15 protein-coding genes are annotated in these 13,700 nt (G+C 61.5%); 8 read left to right on the forward strand and 7 right to left on the reverse strand.

From position 1 onward, the window contains the following. Window positions 1-38 precede the first annotated feature (38 nt). From trxB to rpmG, 3 genes are all read left to right on the forward strand, one after another. On the forward strand, window positions 39-983 hold the full coding sequence (gene trxB / locus ACP7AD_RS04350) for a thioredoxin-disulfide reductase (protein WP_426145844.1): 945 nt from the start codon (window positions 39-41) through the stop codon (window positions 981-983). 184 nt (window positions 984-1,167) lie between these two features. Further along, a complete protein-coding gene (gene rpmB / locus ACP7AD_RS04355; RefSeq protein WP_029525655.1) occupies window positions 1,168-1,401 on the forward strand; it encodes a 50S ribosomal protein L28 in 234 nt (77 codons plus the stop codon). Window positions 1,402-1,412: 11 nt separating this feature from the next. Further along, on the forward strand, window positions 1,413-1,580 hold the full coding sequence (gene rpmG / locus ACP7AD_RS04360; protein ID WP_196864108.1) for a 50S ribosomal protein L33: 168 nt from the start codon (window positions 1,413-1,415) through the stop codon (window positions 1,578-1,580). A 245-nt stretch (window positions 1,581-1,825) separates the two neighbouring features. Here rpmG and ACP7AD_RS04365 read toward each other — a convergent pair whose 3' ends face one another. Then, entirely contained in the window at window positions 1,826-3,025 is a 1,200-nt protein-coding gene (locus ACP7AD_RS04365) for a DesA family fatty acid desaturase (RefSeq protein ID WP_426145847.1), read from the reverse strand. Between the two features lie 200 nt (window positions 3,026-3,225). Then, window positions 3,226-4,479: an RsmB/NOP family class I SAM-dependent RNA methyltransferase gene (locus ACP7AD_RS04370; RefSeq protein ID WP_426145848.1), complete on the reverse strand. Its 1,254-nt coding sequence runs from the start codon at window positions 4,477-4,479 to the stop codon at window positions 3,226-3,228. Between the two features lie 52 nt (window positions 4,480-4,531). Here ACP7AD_RS04370 and ACP7AD_RS04375 point away from each other — a divergent pair, with 52 nt between their 5' ends. Both ACP7AD_RS04375 and ACP7AD_RS04380 read left to right on the forward strand, forming a co-directional pair. After that, window positions 4,532-4,768 (forward strand): DUF1653 domain-containing protein, encoded by a 237-nt coding sequence (locus ACP7AD_RS04375; RefSeq protein ID WP_426145850.1) that lies wholly within the window; start codon window positions 4,532-4,534, stop codon window positions 4,766-4,768. 36 nt (window positions 4,769-4,804) lie between these two features. Next, the gene (locus tag ACP7AD_RS04380; RefSeq protein ID WP_426145852.1) at window positions 4,805-6,421 is read left to right on the forward strand and encodes a peptide chain release factor 3; all 1,617 of its coding nucleotides are present in this window, start codon (window positions 4,805-4,807) and stop codon (window positions 6,419-6,421) included. A gap of 73 nt (window positions 6,422-6,494) precedes the next feature. Here ACP7AD_RS04380 and ACP7AD_RS04385 read toward each other — a convergent pair whose 3' ends face one another. From ACP7AD_RS04385 to purN, 3 genes are all read right to left on the reverse strand, one after another. After that, entirely contained in the window at window positions 6,495-7,415 is a 921-nt protein-coding gene (locus tag ACP7AD_RS04385; RefSeq protein WP_426145854.1) for a DUF3616 domain-containing protein, read from the reverse strand. A 198-nt stretch (window positions 7,416-7,613) separates the two neighbouring features. Next, window positions 7,614-8,168, reverse strand: coding sequence for a fasciclin domain-containing protein (locus ACP7AD_RS04390; protein WP_426145856.1), 555 nt, complete (start codon window positions 8,166-8,168; stop codon window positions 7,614-7,616). Window positions 8,169-8,345: 177 nt separating this feature from the next. Continuing rightward, window positions 8,346-8,933, reverse strand: a complete 588-nt coding sequence (gene purN / locus ACP7AD_RS04395; RefSeq protein ID WP_426145858.1) for a phosphoribosylglycinamide formyltransferase — start codon at window positions 8,931-8,933, stop codon at window positions 8,346-8,348. Window positions 8,934-8,951: 18 nt separating this feature from the next. Here purN and ACP7AD_RS04400 point away from each other — a divergent pair, with 18 nt between their 5' ends. From ACP7AD_RS04400 to ACP7AD_RS04410, 3 genes are read left to right on the forward strand one after another with little or no spacing between them, the layout of a single operon-like run. Continuing rightward, the gene (locus ACP7AD_RS04400; protein ID WP_426145859.1) at window positions 8,952-9,614 is read left to right on the forward strand and encodes a YceH family protein; all 663 of its coding nucleotides are present in this window, start codon (window positions 8,952-8,954) and stop codon (window positions 9,612-9,614) included. Between the two features lie 51 nt (window positions 9,615-9,665). Continuing rightward, complete coding sequence (locus tag ACP7AD_RS04405; RefSeq protein WP_426145861.1) at window positions 9,666-10,847, forward strand: acyl-CoA dehydrogenase family protein; 1,182 nt, start codon at window positions 9,666-9,668, stop codon at window positions 10,845-10,847. Window positions 10,848-10,874: 27 nt separating this feature from the next. Continuing rightward, window positions 10,875-11,990, forward strand: a complete 1,116-nt coding sequence (locus ACP7AD_RS04410) for an acyl-CoA dehydrogenase family protein (RefSeq protein ID WP_426145863.1) — start codon at window positions 10,875-10,877, stop codon at window positions 11,988-11,990. Window positions 11,991-11,994: 4 nt separating this feature from the next. On the opposite strand, the gene ACP7AD_RS04415 is transcribed toward ACP7AD_RS04410, so the two are convergent. Both ACP7AD_RS04415 and ACP7AD_RS04420 read right to left on the reverse strand, forming a co-directional pair. After that, window positions 11,995-12,933, reverse strand: a complete 939-nt coding sequence (locus ACP7AD_RS04415; protein WP_426145865.1) for a bestrophin family protein — start codon at window positions 12,931-12,933, stop codon at window positions 11,995-11,997. Between the two features lie 78 nt (window positions 12,934-13,011). Next, window positions 13,012-13,569 (reverse strand): HNH endonuclease, encoded by a 558-nt coding sequence (locus tag ACP7AD_RS04420; protein ID WP_426145867.1) that lies wholly within the window; start codon window positions 13,567-13,569, stop codon window positions 13,012-13,014. Between the last annotated feature and the right edge of the window lie 131 nt (window positions 13,570-13,700).

The following is a 13,700-nucleotide window of genomic DNA, read 5'->3' on the forward strand; positions in this document are numbered from 1 at the left end:
TACCTGAGTTCCAACACATTCCCATCGGGTCCTTCATCATGAAACATTCCAGAGTTCTCATTCTTGGCTCAGGCCCGGCCGGCTATACCGCTGCCGTCTATGCAGCGCGCGCCAACCTCAAGCCGGTGCTGATCACCGGCATGGCCCAGGGCGGCCAGCTCATGACCACCACCGAGGTGGACAACTGGCCGGCCGATGTCGACGGCGTGCAGGGGCCGGAGCTGATGCAGCGCTTCCTGGCCCATGCCGAGCGTTTCAACACCGAAATCATTTTCGACCACATCAATCAGGTGGACCTGAGCCACCGTCCGTTCACGCTGACCGGCGACAGCGGCACCTACACCTGCGACACGCTGATCATTTCCACCGGCGCGTCAGCCAAATACCTGGGGCTGGAATCGGAAACCGCCTTCATGGGGCGCGGCGTCTCCGGCTGCGCGACCTGCGACGGCTTCTTTTACCGCGAGCAGGAAGTCTGCGTGGTGGGCGGCGGCAACACAGCGGTGGAAGAAGCGCTGTACCTGTCCAATATTGCCAGCAAGGTCACGCTGGTGCATCGCCGCGACACCTTCAAGGCCGAAGCCATCCTGATCGACAAGCTGCATGAAAAGGTCGCCAGCGGCAAGATCGAGCTGCAATTGCACCAAACGCTCGACGAGGTGCTGGGCGACGCGTCCGGCGTGACCGGCGTCCGGCTGAAAAGCACGAAAACCGGCGCCACGCAGGACATCGCGCTCAAGGGCTGCTTCATTGCCATCGGCCACCAGCCCAACACGGACATCTTCAAAGGCCAGCTGGAGATGAAGGACGGCTACATCATCACCCAGACAGGCCTGCAGGGCATGGCCACGATGACCAGCATTGCGGGCGTGTTCGCTGCGGGCGATGTGCAGGACCATGTGTACCGGCAAGCCATCACCAGCGCCGGCACCGGCTGCATGGCCGCGCTGGACGCCCAGCGGTTTCTGGAGCAAAACGAATAAAAGCAAATTTTCTGGCCTGAGGGCGCATCCGCTCATCCATGGGGTCGCCAAAACGCCAGGCTTAGGCTAATTTTGTTTTCGGGCTATAATTTATGGCTTAGCTGAGCATTTGTAGGGTCTGTCCAGCACAGGCCCATCGGGTTTTTCAGCATCCTATTTCTAATTTTTTACGGAGAGTGCGCTCATGGCACGCGTCTGTCAGGTAACGGGCAAAGGCCCGATGGTGGGAAACAATGTTTCTCACGCAAACAACAAAACCAAGCGTCGGTTCATGCCTAACCTGCAGTACCGCCGTATCTGGGTCGAGAGCGAAAAGCGTTTCATACGCCTTCGTATCACTGCAGCCGGTCTGCGCTTGATTGATAAAAACGGCATCGATGCAGTCCTGGTGGACCTTCGTGCTCGCGGTGAAGTTTAAGGAGAACGACCATGGCTAAAGGCGGACGCGAAAAAATCAAGCTGCAATCGACGGCTGGAACCGGTCACTTCTACACGACCGACAAGAACAAGAAGACCACCCCTGAAAAAATGCTGATCATGAAATTTGATCCCAAGGCACGCAAGCATGTGGAATACAAGGAAATGAAGCTGAAGTAATTCAGTTCGACACCCACGCAGCGCCCACCGGTGCTGCCCGAAAACCCGCTGCCAATCACAGCGGGTTTTTTCATGCCCGAGCCCAGCCGCGGCAGCTTGGGCGCCGCCCGCCAAGGACTGCTGCGGTTTGTCACTTCCCCGCCTTGGCGGGCTCGCCTGCCCTGCCGTCCATGCGCAAAAAAAGCCGCAGCGATCGATCGCTGCGGCGGCTTTCACGTTTTCCGGAAAACGTACGAGCAGGATGATCAGGCGCGGGCGGAACGCAGTTTCATCGAGAACTCGCGAAGCGCGGCGATGCCGCTTTCTTCGGCCCGATGGCACCAGGCCTGAAGGTCCGCAGCGAGTTGCTCGCGCGATGCCGACGTGCTCAGCCACAACTGGCGCAACTCCTCGCGCATTGTGACCATCTTGTCGAGAACCGGATACTCGGCACGAACCTGAGCAACTTGCGGCCGGGCGGCGGCTGGCACCTTGTCCTCATCGCGGTGCAGCCAGCGGTTGGCCAGCTTCAGCATGGAAACATCGGCTTTCCTGGCTTTCAGCAAGGCAATTTCAACCTCGCCGGCGCGGCGCAGTTCACGGGCATAACCGGCCATGACCTCGTAGCGGTGGGCAATCAGGGCTTCGAGCGTTTTCTCGTCAGCCACCGGCTGCACCACGCCCAGCCTGAGCCGTGGCGGAACCTTTTTCACGGCAGCCAGGCCGACCATTTCCATGGCGCGGATATAACCCCAGCCAATGTCGAATTCATACGGCTTGACCGAGAACTTGGCCGACGTGGGATAGGTATGGTGGTTGTTATGCAATTCTTCGCCGCCAATGATGATGCCCCAGGGCGACACATTGGTGCTGGCGTCGGACGCCTCGAAATTGCGGTAGCCCCAGTAGTGGCCGATGCCATTGATGATGCCGGCCGCCGTGATGGGAATCCACATCATCTGCACCGCCCACACGCTCAGCCCGGCCACGCCGAAGAGCGCCAGGTTGATGATCAGCATCAGACCGACGCCTTGCCAGCTGTAGCGGGTGTAGAGGTTGCGCTCGATCCAGTCGTCGGGCGTGCCGCGACCGTACTTGGCGATGGTTTCAAGGTTTTTCGTCTCAGCCCGGTACAGCTCCGCACCGGTGAACAGCACGGTCTTGATGCCATGGGCTTGCGGGCTGTGCGGGTCTTCCATGGTTTCGCACTTGGCGTGGTGCTTGCGGTGCACGCCGACCCATTCCTTGGTCACCTGACCAGTGGCCAGCCAGAGCCAGAAACGGAAGAAATGCGCCGGAATAGCGTGCAGGTCGAGCGAGCGATGCGCCTGATGACGATGCAGGTACAGCGTCACGCTGACAATGGTGATGTGGGTCGTTACCAGCGCGTAAAGCACGATTTGCCACCAGCTGGCAGCCAACAGACCATTGGCCAGCCAGTCAAGGGCGGCATCCAACAAAATCATAAAAGTCCTTTAGATTAACCTAGGGCCGCCACGCATTCAAAGCTTGTCTTCAGGGTGGCGCCAGACAACTTTCGATTATAAATTGGACGTGCCCGAATCACAAAAACCCTTCAACAAGAAAACCATGACTTGAACGCTACAGAACCGCCTTCAGCAAAAAGGCAATTCCTGCTTTGTGAAGCCGGTTCCCGGCAGAACCATCAGACTTTTTGCCAGACCGCCGCAAAGAACCCGTCGGTCTGGTGCAGATAGGGCCAGAGGCGCAGGTACGGTCCCCGGCAAAGTTTGTCCGCATGCTCGACACCGATATGGGTCAGCAGCGGCGCCGCTTCCAGCACCTGAAAATCGGGATTTGCCGCGCTGAAGGCCTCGGCAATCGCCTCGTTTTCTTCGCGCAGGATGCTGCAGGTGGCGTACACCAGCCGTCCACCCGGCTTCACCAGGCGTGCGGCGCTCTGCAAAATGGCTGTTTGCTTGGCAGTCAGCTCTTCAATCGCCTTGGGGTTGTGGCGCCACTTCAGGTCGGGGTTGCGCCGCAGCGTTCCCAGGCCCGAACACGGCGCATCGACCAGCACCCGGTCGATCTTGCCGGCCAGCCGCTTGATGCGGTCGTCGCGCTCGTGGGCAATCGCCACCGGATGCACGTTGGACAGCCCGCTGCGCGCCAGGCGCGGCTTGAGCGCGGCCAGCCGGTGGGCCGACGTGTCAAAGGCATACAGCCGGCCGGTAGTGCGCATGGACGCGCCCAGCGCCAGCGTCTTGCCACCGGCGCCAGCGCAAAAATCGACCACCATCTCGCCGCGCTTGGCATCGACCAGCAGCGCCAGCAGTTGCGAGCCTTCGTCCTGCACCTCGATGGCGCCGCGCTTGAAGGCGTCCACATTCGCCAGTTGCGGCTTGTCCGTCAGGCGCAAGCCCCAGGGTGAATACGGAGTTGCTACGGTTTTAATAGCTGCTCGCGCAAGCTCCTTTTGCACGTCAGCCCGTTTATCCTTCAGAGTGTTGACGCGCAGGTCAAGCCCGGCCTGGGTGTTGAGGCTTTCGACCAGCGGCCAGAAGTCCTCGCCCAGCTGGCTCTTCAGCGGTTCGACCAGCCACTGCGGCAGGTTGTGGCGGTGCAGTTCCATCAAGTCCGACGGTTTGACCTGGTCGCAGCGCGACAACCAGTCCTGCTCCTGCTCGGTCAGCGCGCCATACAGGAAGTCGCGCGGCGCGGCAAAGCCCAGAATCGCCAGCCGGCGCTCGGGCACACCGTAGCCGTGCTGGGCCATGTAGACATAAAGATTTTTCTTGCGCAGCACGCCGTAGATGGTTTCGGCCACGGTGGCGCGCTCGCGGGGGCCAAGCCGCATTTCGCGGAAATAGCGGGACACCACCATGTCGGCGGGGTGGTCAAATTTAAGAACCTGCTTGAGAAGCTCGGTACAACAGTCGAGTAAGGCGTTAGGATGCATCCCCCTATTGTCCCACTGCCGACCCCGGCTATTTCCCCCGCACCGATTGACCATGCCAGAAGACCTTTCGCCGCTGATCGAAACCCCGCCCGGCCGCTATCGGCATTACAAAGGCATGCTGTATGAAGTCGTTGGCACGGCGCGCCACAGCGAAACCTTGGCTCCGATGACGCTGTACCGCGCGCTCTACGGCGAGCGCGGGCTGTGGGTGCGGCCGGCCGCGATGTTCAACGAAGAAGTGGAGATTGACGGTGTTCGCCAGCCGCGTTTCCAGCGCGAAGCTGATTAGCAGGCAGCCCGGCCACCTCGCCGATAATGATTGGTTATGTCCGAAACCACCGAAATCGCCAAGCAAGTCAAGCGCCGCCGCACGTTTGCCATCATTTCCCACCCCGACGCGGGTAAAACCACGCTGACCGAAAAGCTGCTGCTGTTCTCGGGCGCCATCCAGATTGCCGGCAGCGTCAAGGCCCGCAAGGCCGCGCGCCACGCCACATCCGACTGGATGGAAATCGAAAAGCAGCGCGGCATTTCCGTCGCCTCATCGGTCATGCAGATGGAATACCGCGACTGCGTGATCAACCTGCTCGACACCCCCGGCCACCAGGACTTTTCCGAAGACACCTATCGCGTGCTGACCGCCGTCGATGCCGCCCTGATGGTGATCGACGCGGCCAACGGCGTCGAGCCGCAGACGCGCCGCCTGCTGCAGGTCTGCCGCGCGCGCGGCACGCCGATCCTGACTTTCGTCAACAAGATGGACCGCGAGGTGCAGGACCCGATGAACATCATGGACGAGATCGAGCGCGAACTCGGCATGGCCGTGGTGCCCTTCACCTGGCCGGTCGGCATGGGCAAGCTGTTCCACGGCGTCTATGACCGGCGCGAGGAGCGCATGCGCGTCTTCAGCCCCGGCGAGGACAAGGCCGGCGGCGACGATGAAATCCTGGCCGGCCTGGGCAATGCGGAAGCCGCCAAACGCTTCGGCGCCGAATTCACCCAGGCGCAGGGCGAACTCGAACTGCTCGAAGGCGCCTCGCCCGAATTCAACCGCGCAGAGTTCCTGGCCGGCAAGCAGACGCCGATGTTTTTCGGCTCGGCGATCAACAACTTCGGCGTGCAGGAAGTGCTCGACGCGCTGGTCGATCTGGCGCCGGCTCCGGCCGACCGCCCGGCCATGCAGCGCGTCGTGCATCCTGAAGAAAAGAAATTCTCCGGCGTGGTGTTCAAGATTCAGGCCAACATGGACCCGGCGCACCGCGACCGCATCGCCTTTTTACGTGTCGCCAGTGGCGAATTCACACGCGGCATGCGCCTCAAGGTGGTGCGCAGCGGCAAGGAAATCCGGCCCAACACGGTGGTCAGTTTCATGAGCCAGCGCCGCGAACTGCTGGACACGGCGTTCGCCGGCGACATCATCGGCATTCCCAACCACGGCGTGCTGCAGCTCGGCGACACGCTGACCGAAGGCGAGGCGCTGCAGTTCACCGGCCTGCCCTTCTTTGCGCCCGAGATGTTCCGCGCCGTCGAAGTGGCCGACCCGCTGCGCAGCAAACAGCTGCGCGCCGGCCTGACGCAACTGGGCGAGGAAGGCGCGATCCAGGTGTTCCGGCCGATTGCCGGCTCGCTGCTGCTACTGGGCGCCGTCGGCCAGCTGCAGTTCGAGGTGGTGGCGCACCGGCTGGAGCATGAATACGGCGTCAAGGCGCGCATCCTGCAAAGCAACTTCAACCTGGCGCGCTGGGTGACGTGCGATGACCCGAACGAACTGAAGAAATTCATGGACGCCAACGCGCACCGCGTCGCGCTGGACGCGGTCGATGCGCCGACGCTGCTGGTCGATCACAGCGCCACGCTGCGCGCCGTCGAGCAGCAGTGGCCGAAAATCAAGTTCCATGCGCTGCGCGAGCACGCCGGGCTGGTGTTTCAGGCGAAAATGTAGTGTTTTAGGTCTCTTGCGCACGCTGAATAAGCGCAAGCAGCTATTATTTTTATAGCAAATCCAACATTCAGCGTCAAGGCGCAATCTGCAGCGTTTCGGGGTCCAGCAGCAGAAAATGGGCACAGCGCCCTTTCTCGCGGTCGCCGTCGTCACTGACGATGACGATTTTGGGCACGCCCTCCATCACAGCCAGGCAAATCCCTTCCGCATTCCCGAAACCCGGCAAGCCGGGCACCGTGACACGGCGCGCTGGCGCATCGCTCTGGCCGCTCCAGAACCAGAGCCCGAACGTCCCTTCGCGTGAAACCGGGCCGCTGATGACCAGATAACCCTTGAGCGGCGCAATGTAGGACATGCCGCGAATCCCCTGCCCGTCCAGGTCCAGCGTCTGCAGCGTGCCGGAGACTTGCGGCGCCGCGTCTGCTTCAAAAATAGCCGCTGGATTTTCAACGCTGGCGATGATGGCAAGCCGCCCTTGCAAGGGACTGCGAAAACCGATCAGCAGCCGCTGTCGGTCGGGCGTGATTTCCAGCGCCTCGATGTTGAGCCCGCCGCTGGTTTTGACATCTTGGATTTCAGCGGCGGCCGCAAGCACAGGATGCGCCGCCACCAGTGAGCCCTTGAGCCCGCCGACCACCACGGGATCGACCACCCGGTCAGCCTCGATGCGAAACCGGGCCAATTGATCGCGGCCTTTTTTCTTGTTGCCGTCATCTTCACGTGAGTGTGAGGTGATGGCATACAAGTAGCCCAGCGGGTCGAGCGCAAGCCCTTCCAGGTCGTCCAGGTTCCAGATCGCCGCTCCGCCCTGAAACCAGCCCGGACCCAGCGACCTGCTCTTGACCGTGCCGTCCGCATTCAAGGTGACCAGGCTGAAGGAATGACCTTTTTCGTCTTCCACCACCAAAAAACGTCCGTCGGGAAGCTGATGGATGGCGGAAGGCTCGTAAAGACCGGTCAGGGGCAGGAAGGTGGGCATGGTGTTTGGCTTCATACCGTCATTTTGTGCCGTGTGGCGCGCATTTTCCACTTCTCTTCATGGCATCGAATCAACAGAAAGAAGCAGGCTCTGGATCTGCCAAAGGCGACACCCGACGCAAGAACGCAAAAAGCCCATAGGCGATGCGACCCGCCTGCGGGCTTTTATCCTGCACAACCGGCTCAACCGGTAAAAGGCCGGCGCGTCATCTGCTTACTTGGGCATCAGCACCTTGTCCACAACGTGGATCACGCCGTTGGACTGCATCACGTCGGCAATGGTGACGGTGGAAGATCCGCCTTTTTCATCCATCACCATGACTTTGCCGCCCTTGGCGGTGGCGGTCAAGCTGCCACCGGCCACGGTCTTGAGCATGGCCTTGCCCTTGCCTGCGGCAATCGCCTTGGTCAGCGCGGCGGCGTCCATCTTGCCGGCGACGACGTGGTAGGTCAGGATGCTTGAGAGCGTAGCCTTGTTTTCAGGCTTAAGCAGCGAGTCGACGGTGCCTGCGGGCAGCGCGTCAAAAGCGGCGTTGGTCGGTGCAAACACCGTGAAAGGGCCAGCGCCTTTGAGCGTTTCCACCAGACCGGCAGCCTTGATGGCAGCGACCAGCGTGGTGTGGTCCTTGGAATTGACGGCGTTGTCGATGATGTCCATGGTCGGCAGCATCGAGGCGCCGCCCACCATCTTCTGCGCAAACGAGGACGCAGCCGAAAGCGACAGGGCCATGGCCAGGCCGATGGACGCGAGTTTGTGTTTTGTCTGCATGTGAAATCCTTGAAATGAAGTTGACGTGGGTTGAGCTTCCTGGCCCGCCGCAATCAAGATAGATTCGCGGCCGGCTGCTAAGAATACGGCGCCATGCGTCCGCCGGATTCAAGGCATTACCTTTTGCAACAACTCTATCCAAGCCTGCCAGTCTGGAATCAAGGACGACCGGTCAGGTCAATGCGCGTAAGCGGTAAAAAATGCGCGCACCGCCTGCGGGTAGATCAGGTGCTCCTGCGTCAGGATGCGGGCGGCCAGCGTGTCGGCCGTATCACAGGGCAGCACCGGCACCGCCGCCTGCGCCAGGATCTGGCCGTGGTCCAGTTCGGCCGTGACCTGATGCACCGTGGTGCCGGCCAGCTTGCAGCCCATGTCAATGGCGCGCTGGTGCGTATGCAGGCCGGCAAAGGCCGGCAGCAGCGACGGGTGGATGTTGATCAGCCGGCCGGCATAACGCGCGACAAAACCGGGCGTCAGGATGCGCATGAAGCCGGCCAGCACGACCAGCTGCGGCGCATGCGCCTCGATGCGCGTCGTCAAGGCAGCGTCAAACGCCTCGCGCGATTCAAAATCGCGGTGGTTCACGACATCGGTAGCGAGACCCAGACCCCTGGCCAGCGCCAGGCCGCCGGCATCAAGCCGGTTGCTGATGACAGCAGCGACCCGGACGCCGAGTTTGTCCTGCCAGTGTTCTTTTTGCGCGGTGCGGGCAATCGCGGCCATGTTCGAGCCGCTGCCTGAAATCAGGATGACGATGTTTTTCATTGTTCTAAGATTATCCCCATGAGAACCCTTACCCCCCACGAAGCCCGCGTGCTGGCCACCTTGATGGAAAAAGCCCGCACCGTTCCCGACAGCTATCCGCTCTCGCTCAATACGCTGGTGCTCGGCTGCAACCAGAAAACCAGCCGCGACCCGGTGATGGACATGAGCGAGTCCCAGGCACAGGCCGCCATCGACACACTGAAACAGCAGAGCCTGGTGTTCGAGGCCAGTTCCAGCCGCGTCACGCGCTTCGAGCACAATTTCCAGCGCGGTTTCGGCGTGAACGAGCCGCAGGCGGTGCTGCTGGGCCTCTTGATGCTGCGCGGCCCGCAGACGCCGGGCGAACTCAGGCTGAACAGCGAGCGCTGGTACAAGTTTGCCGACATCGCCGCCGTCGAGGATGCGCTGGCCGAACTCAAGGCGCGCGGCGACGACAGCGGCGCGGCCATGGTCGTGCAGCTGGCGCGCGCCGCCGGCATGCGCGAGCAGCGCTGGGCGCACCTGCTGTGCGGCGAATCGCTGCTGATGCCCTACCAGCAGGCGGACACGGGCGATGAGGCCATCAACCGGGAAACAGAGCCGGTTTCTCTGGGCCAGGCCGAACGATTGCAACAGCGTATTGAATTGCTTGAAAGCCAGGTGGCGCACCTGTATAAAGAACTCGGGCTGTCACAGGCCTGACAGGGCGGCACGCTTGTGCGTGCTAAAAATAAAAAACTGGAGACACAACTCATGGATTTAGCATTCACCCCTGAAGAGCAGGCCTTTCGCGAAGAGATTCGCGCTTGGGTCCAGGCCAACCTTCCGGCCGACATTTCACACAAGGTCCACAACGCACTGCGCCTGTCGCGTGACGACATGCAGCGCTGGGCCAAAATTTTGGGCAAGAAAGGCTGGCTCGGCCATGGCTGGTCCCAGGAATTCGGCGGCCCCGGCTGGAACGCCGTGCAAAAGCACCTGTTCGAGGAAGAATGCGCGCTGGCCGGCGCGCCGCGCGTCGTGCCCTTCGGCCCGGTAATGGTGGCGCCGGTCATCATGGCTTTTGGCACGCTTGAACAGCAGCAGCGCTTTTTGCCCGGCATCGCCAGCGGCGATGTGTGGTGGAGTCAAGGCTACAGCGAGCCCGGTGCGGGCTCGGACCTGGCATCGGTCAAGTGCAAGGCTGAGCGCCAGGGCAACACATTTATCGTCAACGGCCAGAAGACCTGGACCACGCTGGGCCAGTACGGCGAATGGATTTTCTGCCTGGTGCGCACCAGCAACGAAGGCAAGCCCCAGACCGGCATTTCCTTTTTGCTGATCGACATGGCATCGCCCGGCGTGACAGTGCGCCCCATCAAGCTGCTTGACGGCGAATCCGAGGTCAACGAGGTCTGGTTCGACAACGTGCAAGTGCCGCTTGACAACCTGATCGGCGAGGAAAACAAGGGCTGGACCTATGCCAAGCATTTGCTCAGCCACGAGCGTACCAATATTGCCGACGTGAACCGCTCCAAGCGCGAGCTGGAGCGCCTCAAGCGCATTGCCAAAACCGAAGGGGTTTACGACGACCTGCGTTTCCGCGACGAGATCGCCAAACTTGAAGTCGATGTGGTGGCGCTGGAAATGCTGGTGCTGCGCGTGCTGTCGGCCGAGAAATCAGGCAAGAATTCGCTCGACATTGCCGGCCTGCTCAAGATCAAGGGCAGCGAAATCCAGCAGCGCTATGCCGAACTCATGATGCTGGCCGCCGGCCCGTTCAGCCTGCCCTTCATCGAGGAAGCGATGGAAGCCGGCTGGCAGGGCGACTTCCCAGGCGGCGAGGTGGCCAATGCGCCGCTGGCCTCGACGTACTTCAACCTGCGCAAGACGACGATCTACGGCGGCTCCAACGAAGTGCAGCGCAACATCGTCGCCCAGTTCGTGCTCGGCTGAAACACCAAGATTAAAAGGACAGACATCATGGATTTTGATTTCACCGACGACCAGGAATCCCTGCGCGACGCGACGCGCAAATGGGTTGAAAAGGGTTACGACTTCGAACGGCGCGGCGGCATCGTCAAGGCTGGCGGGTTTTCACGCGAAGCCTACGGCGAGCTGGCCGACCTGGGGCTGACGGGGCTTTACATTCCCGAGGACGACGGCGGCATAGGCATGGGACCGGTCGAGGCCATGGTCGTCATGGAAGAACTCGGGCGCGGCATCGTGCTCGAGCCCTTCGCCCAGACGCTGATCACCAGCGCCCTGCTATCGGGTTATGCGCCGGGCGCCGTCAAAACCGACTGGCTGCCAAAAATCGCCTCGGGCGAAAGCCTGGTCGTGCTGGCCCACCAGGAACGCGCCGCACGCTACCATGTTGAAAAATGTGAAGCAAAAGCGGCTTTCACGCAAGGTGGATGGACGCTGACAGCTATCAAAAGCATAGTACCAGCCGGCGACCACGCCGACGCCTTCATCGTGCCGGCAATGGCCGATGGAAAGATGGCGCTGTTCCTGGTGGAACGCGCGGCAGCCGGCGTTAGCGCGCGCGGCTACGTCACGCAGGATGGCGCGCGCGCCGCCGACGTCACGCTGACCAATGCGCCTGCCGTGCTGGTCACGCTGGACGGCTTGAGCGCGCTGGAGCACGCCATCGACATCGGCATCGCCGCTACCTGCGCCGAAGCCGTCGGCGTGATGGACCGGGCGCTGGCCGTCACGGTCGAGTACATGAACACCCGCAAGCAGTTCGGCGTGGCCATCAGCAGCTTTCAGGCGCTGCGCCACCGCGTCGCCGACATGAAGATGCAGCTTGAACTTGCCCGTTCGATGAGCTATTACGCCTCGCTCAAGCTCAATGCGCCGGCTGATGAACGCCGCCAGGCGCTGGCGCGGGCCAAGTACCAGTTGGGCGTGTCGATGCGTTTTGTCGGCCAGCAGGCGGTGCAGTTGCATGGCGGCATCGGTGTGACCGACGAGTACATCGTCAGCCACTATTTCAAACGGCTGACGCAGCTGGAAATGACTTTTGGCGACACGCTGCACCACCTGGGCGAGGTCTCCAGCCGTATGCAGGACACGGCGGCCGTGTTCGCCTGACGGCTCAGGTCAGGCATCGGTTGAGCGGCTCCAGTTTGGGACGCAGCGCCGTCTCACCCAGCGATTCGAGCAGGTTGACTTCGATCGCCCGGCACAGCGTGTCGAGCGGCAGGTCGTTGGCCTCCAGGCCAAACGGCTCCTCGATTTCATCGCCCAGCGCATCGAGACCAAAGAAGGTGTAGGCGACGATGGCGACGACGAACGGCGTCATGAAGCCGATCGTATCGACCAGGCCGAAGGGCAACAAAAAGCAATACAGGTAGGCCGTGCGGTGCAGCAGCAGCGTGTAGGAAAAGGGAATCGGCGTGCCCTTGATGCGTTCGCAAGAGGCGGCGGCGGCCGTCATGCCCGACAGCGTGGCATCGATGCTGACCACCAGGCAGGGTTCGATCCAGCCTTGGCGCTGGCATTGCCCCAGTTCCCGGCCCATGGCCAGCATCAGCGCATCGTGCTTGCTTGAAGCGTTTTCAAGGCGGGGCCATTCGGCTTGGGGCATCCAGCGCCGAAGTTCGTCGCAGTCGGTCCGGTCGCGCAGTTGCAGCCGCAGCGCATGGACGAAACCGATGGCGCGGTACAGCAGGCGCTGGCGCGCTGCCTCGGCCTCGGGCGCCTGTGCGATGTCAGCGGGCTGGATGAACGCCTGGCACTGGCGCGACAGCGAGCGGCAACGCAGCACCAGTTCGCCCCACAGCTTGCGCCCTTCCCAGTAGCGATCGTAGGCCGTAGAATTGCGGAAACCGAGAAAAATCGCCAGCGGCAGGCCCATCAGCGTGAACGGGATGGTCGTCAGCGTGATTTTCAGGGCGAAAAAGTTGCCATGCACGACGGTGACCACAATCGCGCTGAGCGTGTTGACCAGCAAGGTGAGCCGGATCCGTTTCAGGATTGAGCCACGCACCACAAAAAACAGCCGAATGCCGGAAGGCCGATCACGAACGATCATGGTGACAATCGGTAAGGGTAAACACTTATTTGAACACAGCCGCGATGCGAAAACACCCCGACAAATAGCGCACAAGCGTCAACTAAGCAGGCGCGACGACTTGGGAACGTGCGCCATCAGGAACTCCATCTGGTCGGCCAGGATGCGGCGGTTGCGCAAGATGAAGTCTTCCCACAGGCTGGGAACATAGGGAGTGTAGAGCAGCGGCATGTGGGCCTGCTCGGGCGTGCGGTTGCTCTTGCGGTGGTTGCAGGCGCGGCAGGCGGTGACCACATTCATCCAGCTGTCAGCACCGCGCTGCGCCAGCGGGATGATGTGCTCGCGCGTCAGGTCATCCTCGCCCACATGGTCGGCGCAGTAGGCGCACACATTGCGATCTCGGATGAACAGCTTGCTGTTGGTCAGTCCCGGCACCAGATCAAAGGGGTTGATGCTGGGCACGCCCTTGGTGCCGATGATGCTGTTGACATGGATGATCGACTGCTCGCCGGTGATGGCGTTGTGCCCGCCATGGAAGGTGGCGATGCGCGCGCCCATCTCCCAGCGCACCTCGTCGGCCGCGTAATGCAGCACGGCCAGTTCAAGGCTGATCCAGGCTTGGGGCAATCCCTGGGCTGAGAGTTTCAGAACCTTCAAAACGAACCTCCATCATCATGGAAACACGAGGGCAAACTGTCAAATGGTCAATATACAGTGAAATTGTGAACCTGGTGTGAGAACTGCTTCAGTCGATATTTCCTGCGTTACAGATTTTGCCAGCCGGACCG

The organism is Polaromonas sp. DSP2-3-2b2 (assembly GCF_049895905.1).
Lineage (GTDB): Bacteria > Pseudomonadota > Gammaproteobacteria > Burkholderiales > Burkholderiaceae_C > Polaromonas.

Coding starts and splice junctions, on each gene's coding strand:
- trxB (WP_426145844.1), top strand. CDS start 39: ATGAAACATTCCAGAGTTCTCATTCTTGGCTCAGGCCCGGCCGGCTAT.
- rpmB (WP_029525655.1), top strand. CDS start 1,168: ATGGCACGCGTCTGTCAGGTAACGGGCAAAGGCCCGATGGTGGGAAAC.
- rpmG (WP_196864108.1), top strand. CDS start 1,413: ATGGCTAAAGGCGGACGCGAAAAAATCAAGCTGCAATCGACGGCTGGA.
- ACP7AD_RS04365 (WP_426145847.1), bottom strand. CDS start 3,025: ATGATTTTGTTGGATGCCGCCCTTGACTGGCTGGCCAATGGTCTGTTG.
- ACP7AD_RS04370 (WP_426145848.1), bottom strand. CDS start 4,479: ATGCATCCTAACGCCTTACTCGACTGTTGTACCGAGCTTCTCAAGCAG.
- ACP7AD_RS04375 (WP_426145850.1), top strand. CDS start 4,532: ATGCCAGAAGACCTTTCGCCGCTGATCGAAACCCCGCCCGGCCGCTAT.
- ACP7AD_RS04380 (WP_426145852.1), top strand. CDS start 4,805: ATGTCCGAAACCACCGAAATCGCCAAGCAAGTCAAGCGCCGCCGCACG.
- ACP7AD_RS04385 (WP_426145854.1), bottom strand. CDS start 7,415: ATGAAGCCAAACACCATGCCCACCTTCCTGCCCCTGACCGGTCTTTAC.
- ACP7AD_RS04390 (WP_426145856.1), bottom strand. CDS start 8,168: ATGCAGACAAAACACAAACTCGCGTCCATCGGCCTGGCCATGGCCCTG.
- purN (WP_426145858.1), bottom strand. CDS start 8,933: ATGAAAAACATCGTCATCCTGATTTCAGGCAGCGGCTCGAACATGGCC.
- ACP7AD_RS04400 (WP_426145859.1), top strand. CDS start 8,952: ATGAGAACCCTTACCCCCCACGAAGCCCGCGTGCTGGCCACCTTGATG.
- ACP7AD_RS04405 (WP_426145861.1), top strand. CDS start 9,666: ATGGATTTAGCATTCACCCCTGAAGAGCAGGCCTTTCGCGAAGAGATT.
- ACP7AD_RS04410 (WP_426145863.1), top strand. CDS start 10,875: ATGGATTTTGATTTCACCGACGACCAGGAATCCCTGCGCGACGCGACG.
- ACP7AD_RS04415 (WP_426145865.1), bottom strand. CDS start 12,933: ATGATCGTTCGTGATCGGCCTTCCGGCATTCGGCTGTTTTTTGTGGTG.